20 protein-coding genes are annotated in these 18,771 nt (G+C 71.2%); 16 read left to right on the top strand and 4 right to left on the bottom strand.

What is annotated here, in order from left to right; all coding sequences use genetic code 11:
- Nucleotides 1-109: 109 nt before the first annotated feature.
- The 13 genes from ftsH (at nucleotide 110) to H7A69_RS10265 (ending at nucleotide 11,232) form a co-directional block, all read left to right on the top strand.
- Nucleotides 110-2,098 carry an ATP-dependent zinc metalloprotease FtsH gene (gene ftsH, locus H7A69_RS10320; protein ID WP_069711828.1) on the top strand — a complete coding sequence of 663 codons (1,989 nt, stop codon included), beginning with the start codon at nucleotides 110-112 and terminating at the stop codon, nucleotides 2,096-2,098.
- 6 nt (nucleotides 2,099-2,104) lie between these two features.
- Entirely contained in the window at nucleotides 2,105-2,980 is an 876-nt protein-coding gene (gene folP, locus H7A69_RS10315; RefSeq protein WP_182046940.1) for a dihydropteroate synthase, read from the top strand.
- The gene (gene folB, locus H7A69_RS10310; protein WP_182046939.1) at nucleotides 2,977-3,366 is read left to right on the top strand and encodes a dihydroneopterin aldolase; all 390 of its coding nucleotides are present in this window, start codon (nucleotides 2,977-2,979) and stop codon (nucleotides 3,364-3,366) included. Before folP ends, folB begins: the two co-directional genes overlap by 4 nt.
- Nucleotides 3,363-3,935, top strand: coding sequence for a 2-amino-4-hydroxy-6-hydroxymethyldihydropteridine diphosphokinase (folK, locus tag H7A69_RS10305; protein WP_182046938.1), 573 nt, complete (start codon nucleotides 3,363-3,365; stop codon nucleotides 3,933-3,935). The genes folB and folK overlap by 4 nt, the downstream gene beginning before the upstream one ends.
- The gene (locus H7A69_RS10300; protein ID WP_069711831.1) at nucleotides 3,932-4,420 is read left to right on the top strand and encodes a DUF3180 domain-containing protein; all 489 of its coding nucleotides are present in this window, start codon (nucleotides 3,932-3,934) and stop codon (nucleotides 4,418-4,420) included. Before folK ends, H7A69_RS10300 begins: the two co-directional genes overlap by 4 nt.
- Before the next feature lie 22 nt (nucleotides 4,421-4,442).
- Complete coding sequence (locus tag H7A69_RS10295; RefSeq protein ID WP_182046937.1) at nucleotides 4,443-4,964, top strand: PH domain-containing protein; 522 nt, start codon at nucleotides 4,443-4,445, stop codon at nucleotides 4,962-4,964.
- A 9-nt stretch (nucleotides 4,965-4,973) separates the two neighbouring features.
- Nucleotides 4,974-6,737, top strand: coding sequence for a PH domain-containing protein (locus H7A69_RS10290; protein ID WP_182046936.1), 1,764 nt, complete (start codon nucleotides 4,974-4,976; stop codon nucleotides 6,735-6,737).
- On the top strand, nucleotides 6,734-7,426 hold the full coding sequence (locus H7A69_RS10285; RefSeq protein WP_259346176.1) for a Rossmann-like and DUF2520 domain-containing protein: 693 nt from the start codon (nucleotides 6,734-6,736) through the stop codon (nucleotides 7,424-7,426). Before H7A69_RS10290 ends, H7A69_RS10285 begins: the two co-directional genes overlap by 4 nt.
- Nucleotides 7,427-7,632: 206 nt before the next feature.
- A complete protein-coding gene (gene lysS, locus H7A69_RS10280; protein ID WP_182046934.1) occupies nucleotides 7,633-9,168 on the top strand; it encodes a lysine--tRNA ligase in 1,536 nt (511 codons plus the stop codon).
- Between the two features lie 40 nt (nucleotides 9,169-9,208).
- A complete protein-coding gene (locus tag H7A69_RS10275) occupies nucleotides 9,209-9,412 on the top strand; it encodes a hypothetical protein (RefSeq protein WP_069711836.1) in 204 nt (67 codons plus the stop codon).
- A 66-nt stretch (nucleotides 9,413-9,478) separates the two neighbouring features.
- Nucleotides 9,479-9,616, top strand: a complete 138-nt coding sequence (locus H7A69_RS10270; RefSeq protein WP_182046933.1) for a hypothetical protein — start codon at nucleotides 9,479-9,481, stop codon at nucleotides 9,614-9,616.
- Nucleotides 9,617-9,679: 63 nt separating this feature from the next.
- Entirely contained in the window at nucleotides 9,680-9,811 is a 132-nt protein-coding gene (locus tag H7A69_RS17480; protein WP_259346175.1) for a hypothetical protein, read from the top strand.
- A gap of 347 nt (nucleotides 9,812-10,158) precedes the next feature.
- On the top strand, nucleotides 10,159-11,232 hold the full coding sequence (locus H7A69_RS10265; RefSeq protein WP_069711837.1) for a sigma-70 family RNA polymerase sigma factor: 1,074 nt from the start codon (nucleotides 10,159-10,161) through the stop codon (nucleotides 11,230-11,232).
- A gap of 164 nt (nucleotides 11,233-11,396) precedes the next feature.
- Here the strand turns inward: H7A69_RS10265 and H7A69_RS10260 are convergent, their stop codons facing one another.
- Complete coding sequence (locus H7A69_RS10260) at nucleotides 11,397-12,329, bottom strand: NAD(+)/NADH kinase (RefSeq protein ID WP_069711838.1); 933 nt, start codon at nucleotides 12,327-12,329, stop codon at nucleotides 11,397-11,399.
- 457 nt (nucleotides 12,330-12,786) lie between these two features.
- Here H7A69_RS10260 and H7A69_RS10255 point away from each other — a divergent pair, with 457 nt between their 5' ends.
- Entirely contained in the window at nucleotides 12,787-15,303 is a 2,517-nt protein-coding gene (locus H7A69_RS10255) for an ATP-dependent Clp protease ATP-binding subunit (RefSeq protein WP_069711840.1), read from the top strand.
- A gap of 253 nt (nucleotides 15,304-15,556) precedes the next feature.
- Here H7A69_RS10255 and H7A69_RS10250 read toward each other — a convergent pair whose 3' ends face one another.
- A complete protein-coding gene (locus H7A69_RS10250; RefSeq protein WP_182046932.1) occupies nucleotides 15,557-16,363 on the bottom strand; it encodes a hypothetical protein in 807 nt (268 codons plus the stop codon).
- 111 nt (nucleotides 16,364-16,474) lie between these two features.
- Nucleotides 16,475-16,927, bottom strand: a complete 453-nt coding sequence (locus H7A69_RS10245; protein WP_069711842.1) for an SRPBCC family protein — start codon at nucleotides 16,925-16,927, stop codon at nucleotides 16,475-16,477.
- 161 nt (nucleotides 16,928-17,088) lie between these two features.
- Between H7A69_RS10245 and H7A69_RS10240 the strand changes: the two genes are divergently transcribed.
- Nucleotides 17,089-17,631 carry an amino-acid N-acetyltransferase gene (locus H7A69_RS10240; RefSeq protein WP_069712045.1) on the top strand — a complete coding sequence of 181 codons (543 nt, stop codon included), beginning with the start codon at nucleotides 17,089-17,091 and terminating at the stop codon, nucleotides 17,629-17,631.
- A gap of 64 nt (nucleotides 17,632-17,695) precedes the next feature.
- Entirely contained in the window at nucleotides 17,696-18,394 is a 699-nt protein-coding gene (locus H7A69_RS10235) for a hypothetical protein (RefSeq protein WP_182046931.1), read from the top strand.
- Here the strand turns inward: H7A69_RS10235 and H7A69_RS10230 are convergent.
- A complete protein-coding gene (locus H7A69_RS10230) occupies nucleotides 18,381-18,593 on the bottom strand; it encodes a hypothetical protein (protein WP_182046930.1) in 213 nt (70 codons plus the stop codon). The two genes, H7A69_RS10235 and H7A69_RS10230, sit on opposite strands and share 14 nt — an antisense overlap.
- Between the last annotated feature and the right edge of the window lie 178 nt (nucleotides 18,594-18,771).

The following is an 18,771-nucleotide window of genomic DNA, read 5'->3' as shown; positions in this document are numbered from 1 at the left end:
TGCAGTTCGCCCGCAGAGGACACCCATTCTCGCCACAGAGTGACGGCCGTATGCTGACCACCACGCAACTCCGGCAGAGAAAGGTGTCGGGCCATCGCGCCCGGATCACATGAACTTCAAGCGCATCTTCCGCGGCCCGTACCTCTACGTGCTCATCGCGCTGGTCGGCATCTTCATCGGCTGGAGCGTCATCGCGCAGTCCGGCACGCAGCAGATCGACACCCAGAAGGGTCTCGAGCAGCTCGCCGACGGCAAGGTCTCGTCCGTGGTCGTGAACTCGACCGAGCAGCGCGTCGACCTCACCCTCAAGGACGGCAACGCGAAGGAGCAGTTCTACTACTCCACGCCGCGTGGCGAAGAGGTCATCAGCGCGGTCAACGACGCGAACCTCCCCGACGGCTACAACGACACCGTGCAGCAGGGCAACTGGTTCCTGTCCCTGCTCGGCATCATCCTGCCGTTCCTCATCATCGGCGCCCTGTTCTGGTTCCTCCTGTCGAGCGCCCAGGGCGGCGGCTCGAAGGTGATGCAGTTCGGCAAGTCGCGCGCGAAGATGAACAACAAGGAGAACCCGCAGGTCACCTTCGCCGACGTCGCCGGTTCCGACGAGGCCATCGAGGAGCTCCACGAGATCAAGGAGTTCCTGCAGGAGCCGGCCAAGTTCCAGGCCGTCGGCGCGAAGATCCCGAAGGGCGTGCTGCTGTACGGCCCTCCCGGCACCGGCAAGACCCTGCTCGCCCGCGCCGTCGCGGGTGAGGCGGGCGTGCCGTTCTACTCGATCTCCGGTTCGGACTTCGTCGAGATGTTCGTCGGTGTCGGTGCGAGCCGCGTCCGCGACCTGTTCGACCAGGCCAAGCAGAACGCCCCCGCCATCGTCTTCATCGACGAGATCGACGCCGTCGGTCGTCACCGTGGCGCCGGCATCGGCGGCGGCAACGACGAGCGCGAGCAGACGCTCAACCAGCTGCTCGTCGAGATGGACGGCTTCGACGGCAAGACGAACGTCATCCTGATCGCCGCGACGAACCGTCCCGACGTGCTCGACCCCGCGCTCCTCCGCCCGGGCCGCTTCGACCGCCAGATCGGCGTGGACGCGCCGAGCCTGCAGGGCCGCAAGCAGATCCTCGAGGTGCACGCGAAGGGCAAGCCGCTCGCAGCGAGCGTCGACCTCGAGCTCCTCGCCCGCAAGACGCCGGGCTTCACCGGCGCCGACCTGGCGAACGTCCTCAACGAGGCCGCCCTGCTGACCGCGCGCTCGAACGCGCAGCTCATCGACAACCGTGCCCTCGACGAGGCGGTCGACCGCGTGATGGCCGGTCCGCAGCGCCGCACGCGGATCATGTCCGACCAGGAGAAGCTCATCACCGCGTACCACGAGGGCGGCCACGCCCTGGCGGCGGCGGCGATGCGGCACACCGACCCGGTCACGAAGATCACGATCCTGCCGCGAGGCCGTGCCCTCGGCTACACGATGGTGCTCCCGCTCGAGGACAAGTACTCGGTGACCCGCAACGAGTTGCTCGACCAGCTGACCTACGCCATGGGCGGTCGCGTGGCCGAGGAGATCGTCTTCCACGACCCGACCACGGGTGCGTCGAACGACATCGAGAAGGCCACGTCGACCGCGCGCAAGATGGTCACCGAGTACGGCATGAGCCGTGCCGTCGGTTCCGTCAAGCTCGGGTCCGGTTCGAGCGAGCCGTTCGTCGGTCGTGACATGAGCGGTGGCAGCGGCCGCGACTACTCGGAGAACATCGCCGAGACCGTCGACGCCGAGACCCGCGCCCTGCTCGAGGCCGCGCACGACGAGGCCTACGAGGTGCTCAACGCGAACCGCGACATCCTCGACCGCCTGGCCGGGGAGCTCCTCGACAAGGAGACGCTGGACGCGCCGGAGCTCGTCGAGATCTTCAAGGACGTCCGCAAGCTGCCCGAGCGCCCGCAGTGGCTCTCGAGCGACAAGCGGCCGGTCTCGAACCTGCCGGCGATCGAGTTCCCGGGCAAGGCCGCCTCGACCGCGGCGGAGCAGGGCGACCCCGAGTCGTCGTCGAAGCCCCGTCGTCGTCCGTTCGGCAACCCGGGTATCGCCCCCGCCTAGCCCGGCATGACCGACCTGCCGACGAGGCGCGCGCGCCGGCTCGCCGAGGTGCGCCGCGCCGCCCACCCCGCACAGTCGGGCACGCGTGTCATGGGCATCCTCAACGTCACGCCCGACTCGTTCAGTGACGGCGGCCTCCACCTCGCGGTGGACGCCGCCGTCGCCCACGCCCGTGACCTCGTGGCGAACGGCGCCGACCTGGTCGACGTCGGCGGTGAGTCCACCCGGCCCGGCGCCGAGCGGGTCCTGCCGACGGTGGAGCAGGAGCGCGTGCTGCCCGTCGTCCGGCAGCTCGTCTCCGAGGGCATCGCGGTGAGCGTCGACACGATGAACGCCTCCACGGCGGAGCTGTCCGTGGCGGCCGGTGCGGTCGTGGTGAACGACGTCTCCGGCGGGCTGGCCGACCCCGACATGGTCCGCGTCGTCCGCGACACGGGCACGGGCTTCGTCGTGATGCACTGGCGCGGGCACAGCGACCGCATGTACCGGAACGCCGAGTACACGCACGCGGTCGAGGAGGTCCGGCGCGAGGTGGAGTTCCGGGTCGCGGAGCTCATCGTCCTCGGGGTGCGCGAGGAGCAGGTCGTCATCGACCCGGGCCTCGGCTTCGCCAAGCGGGGTGCGCAGAACTGGGAGATCCTGGCCGGCTACGAGCGGTTCGCGTCGATCGGGCTGCCGGTCCTCGTCGCGGCGTCGCGCAAGCGCTTCCTCGACGGCGTCGGCAGCCCCGCGGGAGCCCCGCCCGCCGACCGGGACCTCGCCACCGCCGCGATCAGCCTGCTCGCCGCAGAGCGCGGCGCGTGGGGGGTCCGCGTGCACGACCCGGCACCGACCCGTGCCGTGCTCGACGTCTGGGATGCCTGGAGGGCAGCACGAACATGAGGGACACCATCCGACTCACCGGGGTCCGCGCACGCGGACACCACGGCGTCTTCGACCACGAGCGACAGGACGGCCAGGACTTCGTCGTCGACGTCGCAGTCGAGGTCGACGCCCGCACGGCCTCGGGCAGCGACGACCTCGACGACACGGTGCACTACGGGGTGCTCGCCGAGCAGGTCGTCGCCGAGATCGAGCGCGACCCGGTCGACCTCATCGAGACCGTCGCCGAGCGCATCGCCGCCGCGGTCCTGACGCACCGCGCGGCACTGGCGACCGAGGTCACCGTGCACAAGCCGCAGGCGCCGATCACCGTGCCGTTCACGGACGTGTCGATCACGATCCGGCGCAGTCGCGGCGGCTCCTCGGTGTCCGAGGAGGAAGAGTGACCCGCGCCGTCATCGCCCTCGGCGCCAACCTCGGCGACCGCGGCAGCACCCTGCGGGCGGCCGCGCAGGCGATCGCCGCGGTGCCGGGCGTCCGACCGGTGGCCTCGAGCCGCGAGGTCGAGTCCGTCGCACTGACGGTGGACGGGCTCGACACGACGAAGCCGCGGTACCGGAACGCCGTCGTCGTGGTCGACACCGACCTGACGCCCGACGCGTTGCTCGACGCCCTGCACGGCATCGAGGACGATCACGGGCGCACCCGCGAGGTCCGCTGGGGCGACCGCACGCTCGACCTCGACGTCGTGGCGATCGACGACCTCCGGATCGACACCGCGACCCTGACCGTGCCGCACCCGCGCGCGGGGGAGCGGGCGTTCGTGCTCGCCCCGTGGCTCGACGCCGACCCGGACGCCGAGCTGCCCGGTGCCGGGCCCGTCGCCGACCTGCTCGCCGCTCTCGGCGACGACACGGAGCGCATCGACGAGCCGCGCCTGTTCGACGGGCCGCGTCCCTTCGACGGGCAGGCGAGCGGGCAGGGGACCGAGCAGGGGCCGGAGCACACGCGGTGAAGCCGACCCGCGCCTCCACCCTCGTCAGCGTCGCGGTCGTGGCCGCCGTCGCCGGGTTCGCCCTCGACGCCGTGCTCGCGTCGCGCCAGTCTCCGACGCTCCTGCTCTCGACGCCGCTCGGCGTGACGCTCGCCCTGATCGGTGTCGCCGTCGTCGCGATGGCCCGGCCCGTCCGCCGGCACGCCCGTGACGGTGCGACCCGCCAGCACGCCGTCGACCCGCTGTACGCCACCCGCGTGGTCGTGCTCGCGAAGGCCTCGAGCATCGCGGGCGCGCTCTTCGGTGCCTTCGCCGCCGGACTGCTCGTGTACCTCCTGACCCGCTCGGCCCTGCCGCCGCTAGGCTCGGTCCTGCCGAACGCCGTCGCGGTCGGGGGCGGTCTCGTGCTCGTGGTGTGCGCGCTCGTCGCCGAGCGCATGTGCATGGCGCCGCCACCGGGCGACGACGATGACGACCTGCCGAGGGGCGGGACGGCGGCGAACTGACCGACGACCGCAGGAGGCCGCGATGCCGCTCGAACGACTCGACGAGGCGGGGCTCGGCCTGACCGGTACCGAGTGGACGCGTGTCTCGACGAAGCTCGTCTGGACCGAACTCGTCAGCACCGTGGTGGTCGGGGTCGTCGTCACCGCCGGCTGCGTGCTCTTCGCGGTGCTGTTCGGCGGCTTCGGCGGGCCGGCGGGCACGGTCTGGACCCTGGTCGCGATCGCGGTGGCCCTCGTCGCCCTGGTCACCGCCGTCCTCACGCCCCGCCGCGTCCGTGCGATCGGGTACGCCCTGCGCGACGACGACCTCGTGCTCCGCCGCGGCCTGATGTGGCAGCGCTTCACCGCCGTGCCGTACGGGCGCATGCAGCTCGTCGACGTGAACCGCGGGCCGCTCGACCGGATCCTCGGGCTCAGCGAGCTGAAGTTCGTGACCGCCGCCGCGTCGACCAACGTCCGCATCCCGGGCATCCCCGCCGCGGACGCCGACGAGCTGCGCGACCGACTCGTCGAGCTCGCCGAGTCCCGCCGCGCCGGGCTCTAGGGGACGACGATGACCTTCCGACCCGGACCGCCCCCACCCGCGCCACCACGACGGGGCAACGCGGCCGCGGCAGCACCCCTGACCGACGGCGAGTGGCACCGTCTGCACCCCCTGACGCCCCTGCTGAAGGGCGGCATCTTCCTGATCGTCGTCCTCGGGTACGTCCTGAACAACCTCCGCGACCAGGTGCTCGAGTTCTTCGTGCCGGGCGAGGGGCCGCAGGACGACGGCGACCCCGTCCGCTACGTGTGGGAGCACGGGGCCGTCGGCTGGGTGGCGCTCGCGATCGTGGTGCTGCTCGTCGTGCTGATCGGGCTCTTCTACGTGTCCTGGCGGATGCACGAGTTCCGCGTGACCGGCGACGTCGTCGAGGTCCGGTCCGGCGTGCTGTTCCGGAACCACCGGAAGGCGCGGCTCGACCGCATCCAGGGCATCAACATCTCGCGACCCGTCGTCCCGCGGATCTTCGGCACCGCGAAGCTCGAGATCGCGCAGGCCGGCAACGACGCGAACGTGCAGCTCGCCTACCTCGGCGCCCGCGCGGCGGACGACCTGCGGTCGCGCATCCTCGTCCTGGCCTCGGGCGCGCAGGACGACGAGCAGACCGCGGTGCGGGGTTCGAACGGCGTGCTGCAGGACCGCGTCGACGAGCTCTTCTCGCCGGAGCTCGACCCCGCCGCCGTCCGGGCCACCCGCGTCGTGAAGGTCCACCCGGGCCGGCTCATCGCCTCGATGCTGCTCTCGTTCACGACCGTGTTCTTCGTCGTGGTCGTCGCGGCGATCGTCGTCAGCATCGCGGTCACCGGTGAGTACGGCATCCTGTTCGCCCTGTTCCCCGTGGTCATCGGTGCCGGCGGCTACACCGTCCGCAAGTTCTCGCGCTCGCTGCAGTACACGATCGCCGAGACCCGCGACGGCATCCGCATCGGCTTCGGCCTCGTCTCGACCTCGAACGAGACACTGCCGCCCGGTCGCATCCACGCCGTGAGCGTCGCGCAGCCGCTGCTGTGGCGGCCGTTCGGGTGGTGGGACGTCCGCATCAACCGCGCGACGAACGCCGGCAACGGGGCGTCGACGAACCAGCAGGCGTCGTCGATCGTGCTGCCCGTCGGTCGGGCCGAGGACGTCCGGCAGGTCCTCGACATCATCCTCCCCGGACTGGTCGGTGCCGCGGTCGTCGGCCCCACCGCCTCCCGCGAGGCACTCCGCGAGGGATCGTCCGAGGCGGTCGGTGTGGTCGACGACAGCCTCACCACGACCGGGGACCGCGGCGGCTTCGTGCACTCGCCCCGACGCGGTGCCTGGCTCCGGCCGTTCTCCTCCCGCCGCAACGGGTACCGGTTCGTCCAGGGCGCGGTCCTCCTGCGCCTCGGCGCCGTGTGGCGGTCGCTCGTGATCGTCCCGCTGCCGCGCGTGCAGAGCGTGAAGGTCGAGCAGGGGCCGCTCGAGCGCGTCCTCCGGCTCGCCTCGGCGCACGTCCACACGGTCGCCGGACCGGTGTCACCCCGCATCGGCGCGCTCGACGCGGGCGACGCGCAGCGCCTCTGGTCCGAGACGGCGCACCGCGCCGTCGAGGCTGCCGCCGCCGACACCTCCCACCGGTGGCGCGAACGGGAGGCCCGGCCCACCCCCGCCGCGCGCGCTCCGCACCCGCAGTGGGCGGCGACCACGGCTCCCGACGCCCCCGCGGGCACGTCGCGCGCCGACGGGGGAACGCCCCCCGCGCCTCCCGTCCGGTGGACCGACGTGCCGCCACCCGGAGCCGCGCGGTGAGGGCCGGACGACTCGGCGTCGGCATCGTCGGCGCCGGGCGGGTCGGACCGGTCCTGGGTGCGGCACTGGCGAACGCGGAGCACGCCGTCGTCGGGGTGACCGCCGTCTCCGACGCGGGACGCGACCGCGCCGAGGCCATGCTGCCCGGCGCGCCGGTCCTCGCGACACCGGAACTGGTGGAGCGCAGCGAGCTCGTGCTGCTCGCGGTGCCGGACGACCAGCTCGCCTCGCTCGTGCAGGGCCTGGCGGACGCGGGCATCTGGCAGCCGGGACAGCTCGTCGTGCACACGAGCCCCGACCACGGCGTCGAGGTCCTGCGCCCGGCGATGTCCGCCGGCGCCATCCCGCTCGCGATCCACCCCGCGATTGCCTTCACCGGCACGAGCGTCGACCTCGTCCGACTCCGTGACGCGTACTGCGCCGTGACCGCTCCCGCGCCCGTGCTCCCGATCGCCCAGGCGCTCGTCGTCGAGATGGGCGCGGAGCCGTTCGTCGTCGCCGAGCAGGACCGCCCCGCGTACGCCGACGCCGTGCGCGCCGCGGTGTCGTTCTCGACCGCGATCGTCGACCAGTCCGCGGGCACGCTCTCCGGGATCGGCGTCGAGCACCCCGGCCGGGTCCTCGGCACCCTCGTCCGCTCGGCGGTCGACAACGCCCTCGCCGCGGCCGACGGCCAGGCGACGCTGTAGCGCACCCGGGCCTGCACGGTCCGTCGGTGGCCCTCCCCACGGGCGCTCCGATCATATGACCATCGGAGCGTCCGCGGGCTCGTCCCTCCGACCGGACCGTCTGCGTGGTCCGGCCCGATCCGGTCGCGTGCTGCCGGTCGACCGGACCGTGTCCGACCGGCCGGTACCATCGGTGCATCCCCACGACCCATCGGAGCCGCACCAGCATGACCGACGAGACCGCACCCGCCACCGAGCCCTCGGGCGACGGCCCCTCCGCCGAGGAGCTCGCCGCCGCCGAGACCAGCGAGCAGCGACAGGTGCGGCTCGACAAGCGGGCGAAGCTGCTCGACGCGGGCATCGAGGCGTACCCGGCCGAACTGCCGATCACCACGACGATCCCGGCGGTCCGCGAGCAGTACGCGCACCTCGAGACCGGCGAGGAGACCCAGGACGTCGTCGGTGTCGCCGGCCGCATCGTGTTCTCCCGCAACACCGGCAAGCTCTGCTTCGCGTCGCTGCAGTCCGGTGACGGCTCCCGCATCCAGGCGATGGTCTCCCTGGCGGAGGTGGGCGAGGAGTCGCTGGCCCGGTGGAAGGAGTACGTCGACCTGGGCGACCACGTGTTCGTGCACGGTCGCGTCATCTCCTCGCGTCGCGGCGAGCTGAGCATCATGGTCGACGAGTGGCAGATCGCGGCGAAGGCGATCCTGCCGCTGCCGAACCTGCACAACGAGCTGAACGAGGAGACCCGGGTCCGCCAGCGGTACCTCGACCTCATCGTCCGCGACCAGGCACGCGAGACCGTCCGCGCCCGCGCTGCCGTCATGGCGTCGCTACGGCAGACGTTCACCGGGCACGAGTACCTCGAGGTCGAGACCCCGATGCTGCAGACGCAGCACGGTGGCGCCTCGGCGCGTCCGTTCGTGACGCACTCGAACGCCTTCGACACCGAGCTGTACCTGCGCATCGCGCCGGAGCTGTTCCTCAAGCGGGCGGTCGTCGGCGGCATCGACCGCGTGTTCGAGATCAACCGCAACTTCCGCAACGAGGGTGCCGACTCGTCGCACTCGCCCGAGTTCGCGATGGTCGAGGCGTACCAGGCGTACGGCAACTACGAGCAGATGGCGGACCTCACGCAGGAGCTCGTGCAGAACGCCACGAAGGCGGTGACCGGCGGTTCGCTCGTCGTCACGCTGCCGGACGCCACCGAGTACGACCTCGGTGGCGACTGGGCCCGCATGGACATGTACGAGTCCCTGTCCGAGGCGTCCGGCCACGAGGTCACCCCGGAGACCCCGCTGTCCGAACTCGTGGCGCTCGCCGAGGCTGAGGGCGTCGAGGTCGCGCACGCCACGCACGGCAAGTACGTCGAGGAGCTCTGGGAGCACTTCAACTCGGACAAGCTGCACGCCCCGACGTTCGTGATGAACTTCCCGGTCGACACCTCGCCGCTCACCCGGCAGCACCGCACCCGCCCGGGCGTCGTCGAGAAGTGGGACCTGTACGTGCGTGGCTTCGAGCTCGCGACCGCGTACTCCGAGCTCGTCGACCCCGTCGTGCAGCGCGAGCGCTTCGTCGAGCAGGCGAAGCTCGCCGCAGGCGGTGACCCCGAGGCGATGCGTGTCGACGAGGAGTTCCTGCGGGCCCTCGAGCACGCGATGCCGCCTTCGGGTGGCATGGGCATGGGCGTCGACCGCCTGCTCATGGCGATCACCGGCCTCGGGATCCGCGAGACGATCCTGTTCCCGCTGGTCAAGTAGCGCCGTCGTCCGGCACAGCGGAGCGAGGTACGATGCTCCGGTGCCAGATGGAGTCGTGACCGGGATCATCTTCGCCGTGACGCCGACCGTCGTCGTCGGCCTGATCTTCTGGTTCGTCATGCGCGCGATCATGCGAGCGGACCGCACCGAGCGGTCCGCCTACGCCAAGGTCGAGGCCGAGGAGCGTGCACGCTTCGAGCGTGAGCACGGTCGCCCGGCCCCCGCACCGACCTCCGCGGAGTAGCGCCGCACCTCCCGGGGTGCCGGTCGCGTCACCCGCCGTTCACCGGCGGGTGGTCGACTCGTCCGTGTGGACGCAGCACGGACGGACGCACAGCCGACCGAACCGGCGGACCTCGACCCCGAGGACGCCTTCGGTCACTCCGTGCTGCCCGATCCCGCGAGCGACGCCGTCTGGTCGGACGGCGACGACGACATCGACGTCTGAGCGACCGCGACCGGTCACCGGCCGTTCACCGCGTCGTCGCCCTCCGGGGTGAGCATCGTCCGCATGTCCAGCACGCACGCATTCACCGGCCGCAGCCTCGTCGGCGACTTCGAGAGCGAGTACGACGAGTTCGACCGCGACGCCGACCTCCAGACCGCCGAGCGACGGGACGGGTGGCTCGAACCCTCCTGGTGACGCCGACCGCCGCTCGGTCTTCGGGGTACGGAGTCCGGATCGCAACGATCCGGAACGCCGTACCCCGTTTTCGTGTCCGCTCCGCGCAGCGGGTCGGGGTACACCCTCTGCGGGACCGATGAAACACCGCTGTAACACCGGAGATCCGGCCCGATCGCCTTGTGCACGGGCCTGCAGCGGGGGCATGCTGTCGTCGGGCCTGTACCCCGCGGGGGACAGTTCGGGAGGTGAAGCACGGCGTTCCCTGGGAATCGATCCGATCGGTTTGTGGGGTACACCTTGCGACCGCTTTACTCATGACCACCCCCCACCGAGGCCATCACCGTCGAACCGCAGGGAGAGTCACCATGACGACCGCGACCGCAGCACCGAAGACGACGACCACCGCCACCACCGCGCGCCGCAGCAAGAAGGCAGCAGCCGCGAAGACCGCCGTCGCCGCGGTGGAGACCACCACGCTCGAGGCCGTCGAGGTCGAGGCCGACGAGCAGCTCGCGGGTGTCCGCGGCGCGTCGGTCGACCAGGTCGGCGACTACCTCCGCCACATCGGCCGCCTCTCGCTCCTCACCGCCGAGGAAGAGGCCGACATCGCCCGCCGCATCGAGGTCGGGCTGTTCGCCGAGGAGAAGCTCAACACCGAGGCCGGCATCGACAAGAAGCTGCAGCGCGAGCTGCGCTGGCTCGTCCGCGACGGTGAGCGCGCCAAGGAGCGCATGATCACCTCGAACCTCCGCCTCGTCGTCAGCATCGCGAAGCGCTACTCGCAGCGCGGCCTCCCCTTCATGGACGTCATCCAGGAGGGCAACCTCGGTCTCGTCCGCGCCGTCGAGAAGTTCGACTTCACGCAGGGCTACAAGTTCTCGACCTACGCCACCTGGTGGATCCGCCAGGCGATCTCGCGTGGTCTGGCCGACAAGGCGCGCACCATCCGCATCCCGGTCCACACCGTGGAGCTCATCAACAAGATCTCGCGCACCGAGCGCGACCTGACCGTGGACCTCGGCCGCGCGCCGATGCCCGACGAGGTCGCCGCCGAGCTCAGCATGAGCACCGAGGAACTCCTGGACCTCAAGGGCCGCTCGCACGAGCCGGTGTCGATCCACACCGTGGTCGGCGACTCGGACGACAGCGAGCTCGGTGACTTCATCGAGGACGAGGACGCCGCGAGCCCGAACGAGCTCACCGAGACGACGCTCCTGCACCGCGACATCCGCTCCATCGTCGCCGAGCTGCCGAGCGACGAGGCCAACGTCATCCGCATGCGCTACGGCCTGGACGACGACAAGCCGATGACGCTCGACGAGATCTCGAAGATCGTCCACACGACCCGTCAGGCGGTCAGCCGTGTCGAGTCGCGTGCGAAGCTGCGCCTGTTCGCGAAGGCCGTGAGCCAGGACATGCAGCTGTACCTGACCGACTGAGGTCAGCAGGCTTCGGCCGACGCGAGCGCGTCGGCTGGGGGAACCGGGTCGTCCTGTGGGAAGGCTGCCCGGTGGGGTGATGGGACGGCCCGTCCAGGCACTGCCTGGACGGGCCACTCGTCTGTCCGGGGCCGAGCTGCCCGGAGGCTGCCCGGTGGGCCCCGCTAGTCCTCGAGCTCGCGGCCGAGCTTCTGGCGCAGGTCGTGCGGGATGAGCTCGATGAGCTGGTCCGGCCGCACCGGCAGGTCGAGCAGGCTGAGCTTCACCCGGCCGGTGCGTCCGTGCCGCTCGGCGTCGAGCCGCACCACGCTCCCGGCGTCCTTCCGCAGTCGGACGTCGATCTGCGCACCGGTCGCCACCTCGCCCACGACGAGCCCGTCGACCTCGAGCGCGGCGCTCCGTGTGCCCTCGGCGATGTCGAACCGGTAGCGCTCGCGGGCGGCGAGGACCACGGACCGGTCGATGCCCGCCATCGGTGCGACCGGCGTGACGACGGAGCCGGACAGCGCGGGGGAGAGCACCGGTCCGCCCGCGGCGTAGTTGTACGCGGTGGAGCCGGCGGGCGTCGCGGCGACGATGGCGTCCGCACGGTAGTAGCCGTAGCCGAGCCCGCCGACGCTGAGGTCGGCGGACACCTGCCCGGCACCGGGTCGTCGCACCACGGTCAGGTCGTTGAAGGCCAGGTAGTCGGTGCGGGCGCCGCTCCAGGACAGCCGGGCCTCGAGCGCGTGGTGCGGTTCGAGCTGGTAGTCGCCGGCGGACAGCCGGTCGAGCGCGTGCTCGAGTTCGGGCGGCTCGATCTCGACGAGGAAGCCGACGTTGCCGTAGTTCACGCCGAGCACCGGGACCGGACGCTTGGCGACGAGCCGCATGGCGCCGAGCATCGTGCCGTCCCCGCCGAGCGCGACGACCAGGTCGACCTGGTCGGTGAAGTCGTCGTCGCCGATGACGTCGACGCCCCCACCGATGCGCTGCGCGTCGGCTCGACGGGCGACGAGCTGGCCGCGACCGGAGGCGTTCCACCGCTGCAGGGTCGCGATCGACTCCTGCACGTTCTTGGTGGGGTGGACGACGAGGCCGACGACGGGCTGCTCCATGGCCGCAGCGTACCCGCCCACTCCACCGACTCCCTCGACGTCGGACACCTCCTCGTCGCGGCCGTCACACTGTGCACCGGCATGCCGCGTCTCCGAGCCGTCCTGGACGCGCACGGCGTGACGATCGCGGCGGTCCGGCACGAGATCGCTCCGTGCGGGCAGCGCAACTCGCCGGCCCGCTCGAACGGGTGCGCCCGCACCACGTGCTGCTCGCACTCTGCGACGGTGTCGACGATCCGTCCTGGGGAGCAGCGCACGACGTGCTGGAGCGCATCGGGGTCGAACCCCGCCGCTTCCGACGGGCCGTCGGGCGCGCAGCTCGGCGTCCGTGACCGACCGCTGCCCGCGCGGCGAAGAGAGGTCACGCCCACGGCGAACAGGGGCAGCCCTGCGGGGGTCCGCTGGTTAGTCTCGATGTACGTCACCGAGCTCCCACGAGCCCGGCAAGGGAGAGCACATGTTCGAGAGATTCACCGACCGAGCCCGTCGTGTTGTCGTCCTCGCTCAAGAAGAAGCGAAGATGCTCAACCACAACTACATCGGCACCGAGCACATCCTCCTCGGCCTCATCCACGAGGGCGAGGGCGTCGCCGCCAAGGCGCTGGAGTCGCTCGGCATCTCGCTCGATGCCGTCCGCGAGCAGGTCCAGGACATCATCGGGCAGGGCCAGCAGCAGCCGACCGGGCACATCCCGTTCACGCCGCGCGCCAAGAAGGTGCTCGAGCTGTCCCTGCGCGAGGCGCTGCAGCTCGGTCACAACTACATCGGGACCGAGCACATCCTGCTCGGCCTCATCCGCGAGGGCGAGGGCGTCGCCGCCCAGGTCCTCGTGAAGCTCGGCGCGGACCTCAACCGTGTCCGCCAGCAGGTCATCCAGCTCCTGTCCGGCTACCAGGGCAAGGAAGCGGTCGCCGTCGGCGGCGAGCAGCAGCAGAACGCCCAGCAGGGTTCGCAGGTCCTCGACCAGTTCGGTCGGAACCTCACCCAGGCCGCGCGCGACGGCAAGCTCGACCCGGTCATCGGGCGCGAGAAGGAGATGGAGCGGGTCATGCAGATCCTCTCCCGCCGCTCCAAGAACAACCCCGTCCTGATCGGTGAGCCGGGCGTCGGCAAGACCGCGGTCGTCGAGGGCCTCGCCCAGGCGATCGTCAAGGGCGACGTCCCGGAGACGCTGAAGGACAAGCAGCTCTACTCGCTCGACCTCGGGTCGCTCATCGCCGGGTCCCGCTACCGCGGTGACTTCGAGGAGCGCCTCAAGAAGGTCACGAAGGAGATCCGCACCCGCGGCGACATCATCGTCTTCATCGACGAGATCCACACGCTCGTCGGTGCCGGTGCTGCCGAGGGCGCGATCGACGCCGCGTCGATCCTCAAGCCGCTCCTCGCCCGCGGTGAGCTGCAGACGGTCGGTGCGACCACGCTCGACGAGTACCGCAAGCACTTCGAGAAGGACGCCGCACTCGAGCGTCGCTTCCAGCCGGTGCAGGTCAACGAGCCGTCGCTGCCCCACGCGATCAACATCCTCAAGGGCCTCCGCGACAAGTACGAGGCGTTCCACAAGGTGTCCATCACCGACGGCGCGATCGTCGCCGCGGCGAACCTGGCGGACCGCTACGTGCAGGACCGCTTCCTGCCGGACAAGGCCATCGACCTGATCGACGAGGCCGGCGCACGCCTCCGCCTGTCGATCCTGTCGGCGCCGCCGGAGCTCCGCGAGTTCGACGAGAAGATCTCGACGGTCCGCGGGCAGAAGGAAGCCGCCATCGAGGAGCAGGACTTCGAGAAGGCCGCGAGCCTGCGCGACGAGGAGAAGAAGCTCCTCGGCGAGCGTCTCCGCCTCGAGAAGCAGTGGCGTGCGGGTGACGTCGCCGCGTCCGGCACCGTCGACGAGGGCATCATCGCCGAGGTCCTGGCGCAGGCCACGGGCATCCCGGTCTTCAAGCTCACCGAGGAGGAGACCTCGCGTCTCGTCTTCATGGAGAAGGCCCTGCACGAGCGCGTCATCGGTCAGGAGGAAGCCATCTCGGCCCTCTCGAAGACCATCCGCCGCACCCGCGCCGGTCTGAAGGACCCGAACCGCCCCTCGGGCTCGTTCATCTTCGCCGGCCCCACGGGCGTCGGCAAGACCGAGCTCGCCAAGGCGCTCGCCGAGTTCCTGTTCGACGACGAGGGCGCGCTGATCTCCCTCGACATGTCGGAGTTCGGCGAGAAGCACACCGTCTCGCGACTCTTCGGTGCCCCTCCCGGGTTCGTCGGGTTCGAGGAGGGCGGCCAGCTCACCGAGAAGGTGCGCCGCAAGCCGTTCTCCGTGGTCCTGTTCGACGAGATCGAGAAGGCCCACCCGGACATCTTCAACTCGCTGCTGCAGGTCCTCGAAGAGGGTCGCCTGACCGACGGTCAGGGCCGCGTGGTCGACTTCAAGAACACCGTCATCATCATGACCACGAACCTCGGTTCGCAGGGCATCGCCGGTGGCCCGGTGGGCTTCCAGGTCGAGGGTGACTCGGCCGTCGGCTACGACCGCATGCGCTCGAAGGTGAACGAGGAGCTCAAGAAGCACTTCAAGCCGGAGTTCCTGAACCGCGTCGACGACACGATCGTGTTCCCGCAGCTCTCGCAGTCCGAGCTGCTGCAGATCGTGGACCTGTTCGTGAAGCGCCTGGCGGACCGCCTGCTCGACCGCGACATGACGGTGGAGCTCACGCTCCCCGCCAAGGAGCAGCTCATCAAGGTCGGCTTCGACCCGGCCCTCGGTGCCCGACCGCTGCGCCGCGCGATGCAGCACGAGGTCGAGGACCAGCTGTCCGAGCACATCCTGCAGGGTGAGCTCAACGCCGGCGACCACGTGAAGGTCGACTTCGCCGAGGGCAAGTTCCAGTTCGAGACCGGGCGTCAGCCGGGTCGCGAAGAGGTCCTCGCCGGGGCGGCCGCGGTCGAGTCCGCGGAGACCCCGCAGGGCGAGATCGAGTCCTAGGACGCGACCAGCCGACGGACGGGAGGCGCGGTGCCAGCTGGCACCGCGCCTCCCGTCCGTCGTGGGGGGTGTCGATCCGCTCGGCGCGTGTTCCCGGCGGCACGCGGACGTGGCCCTCGACCGGGGGTACCGTTGGCGGAGCGAGGGGTTCCCCCCAACGCCTCGCACCCGATGTCCGACCGGTTCCCCCCAACGGGTCGGACGTCAGTGGCCCCGGTCTCCCCCGACCGGGGCCACTTCCGTTCCCGCGGCCTCAGTCCAGCGCAGTCGCGAAGTCGCGGACGGCCGTCTCCCAGCGCTCCGGGTCCTCGTTCCACTCGAGCGTGTGGCGGGCCTCGTCGAAGGCGACCGTCGTGGCCCCGCGGGCACGCTGCGCGGCGACGTCGTCCGCGGCGACCAGCGGATCGGTTGCGGAGTGCAGGAGCAGCGTCGGCGTGCCCTCGTCCTGCCACCGTGTGACGGTGAGCGGGTACGGCACCCCCGCCAGGCGGCTCAGCCCGGGTGTGGTGGCGATGCGGCCGGCGACGACGCCGACGGCCGCCGGGAAGCGAGCCGCGATCACGGCGCCGCGCAGGGCCGACCGGACGTCGAGCAGCGGTGCCACCCCGACGATCCCGTCGACGGGCGTCCGAGCAGCCGCAGCCGACGCCGCGAGGGCACCGGCGGACCAGCCCTGCAGCACGACCCGCTCGGCGCCGCGGGCACGAGCGGCGTGCGCGGCGGCGGCGATGCGGTCGACGGCGACCGGGTCGAGGGAGCGCAGCGACAGGTCGGTCGTGTCGACCACCTGGTTCGCGGCGCCGAGGGCACGCCACACCCGCAGGCCGCGGAGGACCTGCTGCGGGCCGATCGACTGCCCGTGCACGTGGACGACGTGCACGCGGGCGACTCCGTCCGGCTCGGTGCCCGGGACGTCCTGTTCGCGGGTCCAGACCAGCTCCGACTCCGCAGGGGTGAAGGGGGCGGGGTGGAGGAGCCGGCGGGCGGCAGCGGCCCCGAGGGCCACGCTCCCGGCGGTGGCGATCGCGGTCCCGGTGAGGGCGGTGCGGAGCAGCTGCATGGCCCCACTCTGCCAGCGCGGGGTGCGCGTCAGCGGGGTGACCGAAGACGGACGGGAGGCGCGGTGCCAGCTGGCACCGCGCCTCCCGTCCGTCAGTCGGTACTGGACGTCCTAGGCCTGGACGTCACCGCGCCAGCCGGAGTCGGTCGGGGCGTTCTCGACGCGCTCCTTGTAGTTGTGCAGGTCCTTCTTGACGGCGTGACCGCCGACACCCACGGCGGAGCCGAGCTTCTCGAGGAGGCCGGTCGGCTCCCAGTCGATCTGCGCGGTGACGCGGGTCTCGTTGTCGGACAGCTTGTGGAAGGTGACCACGCCCGCGTGCTCGACGTCGCCGTCCTTGACGGTCCACGCGACGCGCTCGTCCGGGTGCTGCTCGGTGATGACGGCGCGGAAGTCGCGCTCCTGGCCGGCGACCTTGACGGTCCAGTCGGTCGTCTTGTCGTCGACCTGGACGATCTTCTCGACCTCGTCGAGGAAGGTGGGGAACTCCTCGAACCGGGTCCACTGGTCGTAGGCCTGGCGGACGGGGACGTTGACGTCGACGGTCTCGATGATCTGGGGCATGCTCGCTCCTTCGTTCGTCGTGCTGTTCGGGTTCGAGGTGAACGGTAGGCCGGTGCTGCTGGGCGCGGTCCAGGGCGGCGTCCCCCTGCCCGGTGCTCGTCGGGCTGGCCTGTGCTCGTCGGGCTGCGCTGTGCTCGTCGGGCTGGCCTATGCTCGACGGGATGAGTGGCAGCGGGACACCAACGTTCGACGAGCGCGACGAGCACGGCATCCGGGTGCGGCCGGCGTTGGCGTCCGACGTGCCGCACATCCAGCGGCTCATCGCCCCGTACGTCGACCGGCGCATCCTCCTCGGCAAGGAGAACGTCGCGCTCTACGGCTCGATCCAGCAGTTCCGGATCGCCGAGGGACCGGACGGCGTGCCGATCGGCTGCGGCGCCCTCGCCGTCTTCTGGGACGACATCGCCGAGGTCCGCACGCTCGCACTCGACGCAGACTGGATCCACAAGCGCGTGGGGCACCGGCTGCTCGAGGCCCTCGAGCACGACGCCCGCGAGCTCGCGGTCGCCCGGATCTTCTGCCTGACGTTCGAGGTCGACTTCTTCGCGAAGCACGGGTACCTGGAGATCGGCGAGCAGGTCGTCGCACCCGACGTGTACGCCGAGCTGGTCCGCTCGTCGGACGAGGGGGTCGCGGAGTTCCTGGACCTCGCCCGGGTCAAGCCGAACACCCTCGGCAACACCCGCATGCTGAAGATCCTCTGACGCTTTCAGGCGTGCTCCGGCGTCGCGCCGCGGGCGGGCGTCCGGTTCGCCCTACCCTGTGCGCATGTCGTCGTTCCGCCGCCCCGTCGGACCCGAGTCGTCCCGTGTCTACTGGCGCCGTCGGGCGCTCGTCCTCGGGGTGCTGCTGCTCATCGTCGTCGTGGTCGTCCTGATCGTCGTCGGCCGGGGGAGCGGGGCGTCGTCGGCCTCGGCTCCGGGGGCGTCTGCCTCCGCAGGGGAGTCGTCCGGTGCGACTTCCGGTACCGGGGCGGGTTCATCGCAGACTCCGTCGTCCTCGCCGTCTGCGGCACCGTCGTCGAGCGCGGGGGCGCCGTCCGCCTCCGCCGCTCCCGGAGATGCGGCCGCCTGCTCCGACGACCAGATCGAGCTCACCCCGGTGCTCGACAAGACCGCCTACGGGCCCACCGAGGACCCGCAGATCGCGATGTCGATCAAGAACACCGGCTCCGACGCCTGCCACATGGACCTCGGCTCAGCGCAGCAGGTGCTCACCATCAGCTCCGGCGCGGAGCAGTACTGGTCGTCGAAGGACTGCCAGACCGGGGGCACCAACCAGGACGTCACGATCAAGGCGGGCCAGGAGCTCACGACGCCGGCGATCGAGTGGGACCGCACGCGGTCGTCGACGACGACGTGCGACTCGTCGCGGCCGTCGGTCACCGGTGGGGGTGCCAGCTACCACCTGCAGGTCGGGGTGGGGGACCGGGAGTCGAAGGAGTCGGCGCAGTTCATCCTGAACTGACCGAGCGGCCCGTGCCACTCATGCGCCGGTGGTGCGGGTCGGCGACGTCGTCGATCCCCCGGAACTGATCGCCGGACCCGACGTCGTTCCACTCCGCGAGGCTGCCCGGCGTCGTGTCCCGGTGCAACCCGCCGTGGCCGAGCGACCGGGTGCAGGAGAACCGCCACCACACCGAGCTGCAGCGGGCGTCCTGCGTCATGGGAGCAGGGTATCCAGAACGCGCGGGCCGGTCCGCCCCGAGCGCGGTTCGGGGCTAGTGCCGGTGCTCGTCGACGGTCTCGGGGTCGAGGCCGGTGAGGAAGTCGTCGATGAAGGTCTGCAGGTCGAAGGGCTGCGCGCTGTCTTCCGGCCCAGGGTGCGAGGAAGTCATGCGTCAA

The organism is Curtobacterium sp. ME26 (assembly GCF_903970945.1).
GTDB lineage: Bacteria > Actinomycetota > Actinomycetes > Actinomycetales > Microbacteriaceae > Curtobacterium > Curtobacterium citri.
This window is presented reverse-complemented; position numbering and strand designations above follow the sequence as displayed.

Coding starts and splice junctions, on each gene's coding strand:
- ftsH (WP_069711828.1), top strand. CDS start 110: ATGAACTTCAAGCGCATCTTCCGCGGCCCGTACCTCTACGTGCTCATC.
- folP (WP_182046940.1), top strand. CDS start 2,105: ATGACCGACCTGCCGACGAGGCGCGCGCGCCGGCTCGCCGAGGTGCGC.
- folB (WP_182046939.1), top strand. CDS start 2,977: ATGAGGGACACCATCCGACTCACCGGGGTCCGCGCACGCGGACACCAC.
- H7A69_RS10295 (WP_182046937.1), top strand. CDS start 4,443: ATGCCGCTCGAACGACTCGACGAGGCGGGGCTCGGCCTGACCGGTACC.
- H7A69_RS10290 (WP_182046936.1), top strand. CDS start 4,974: ATGACCTTCCGACCCGGACCGCCCCCACCCGCGCCACCACGACGGGGC.
- lysS (WP_182046934.1), top strand. CDS start 7,633: ATGACCGACGAGACCGCACCCGCCACCGAGCCCTCGGGCGACGGCCCC.
- H7A69_RS17480 (WP_259346175.1), top strand. CDS start 9,680: ATGTCCAGCACGCACGCATTCACCGGCCGCAGCCTCGTCGGCGACTTC.
- H7A69_RS10265 (WP_069711837.1), top strand. CDS start 10,159: ATGACGACCGCGACCGCAGCACCGAAGACGACGACCACCGCCACCACC.
- H7A69_RS10260 (WP_069711838.1), bottom strand. CDS start 12,329: ATGGAGCAGCCCGTCGTCGGCCTCGTCGTCCACCCCACCAAGAACGTG.
- H7A69_RS10255 (WP_069711840.1), top strand. CDS start 12,787: ATGTTCGAGAGATTCACCGACCGAGCCCGTCGTGTTGTCGTCCTCGCT.
- H7A69_RS10250 (WP_182046932.1), bottom strand. CDS start 16,363: ATGCAGCTGCTCCGCACCGCCCTCACCGGGACCGCGATCGCCACCGCC.
- H7A69_RS10245 (WP_069711842.1), bottom strand. CDS start 16,927: ATGCCCCAGATCATCGAGACCGTCGACGTCAACGTCCCCGTCCGCCAG.
- H7A69_RS10240 (WP_069712045.1), top strand. CDS start 17,089: ATGAGTGGCAGCGGGACACCAACGTTCGACGAGCGCGACGAGCACGGC.
- H7A69_RS10235 (WP_182046931.1), top strand. CDS start 17,696: ATGTCGTCGTTCCGCCGCCCCGTCGGACCCGAGTCGTCCCGTGTCTAC.
- H7A69_RS10230 (WP_182046930.1), bottom strand. CDS start 18,593: ATGACGCAGGACGCCCGCTGCAGCTCGGTGTGGTGGCGGTTCTCCTGC.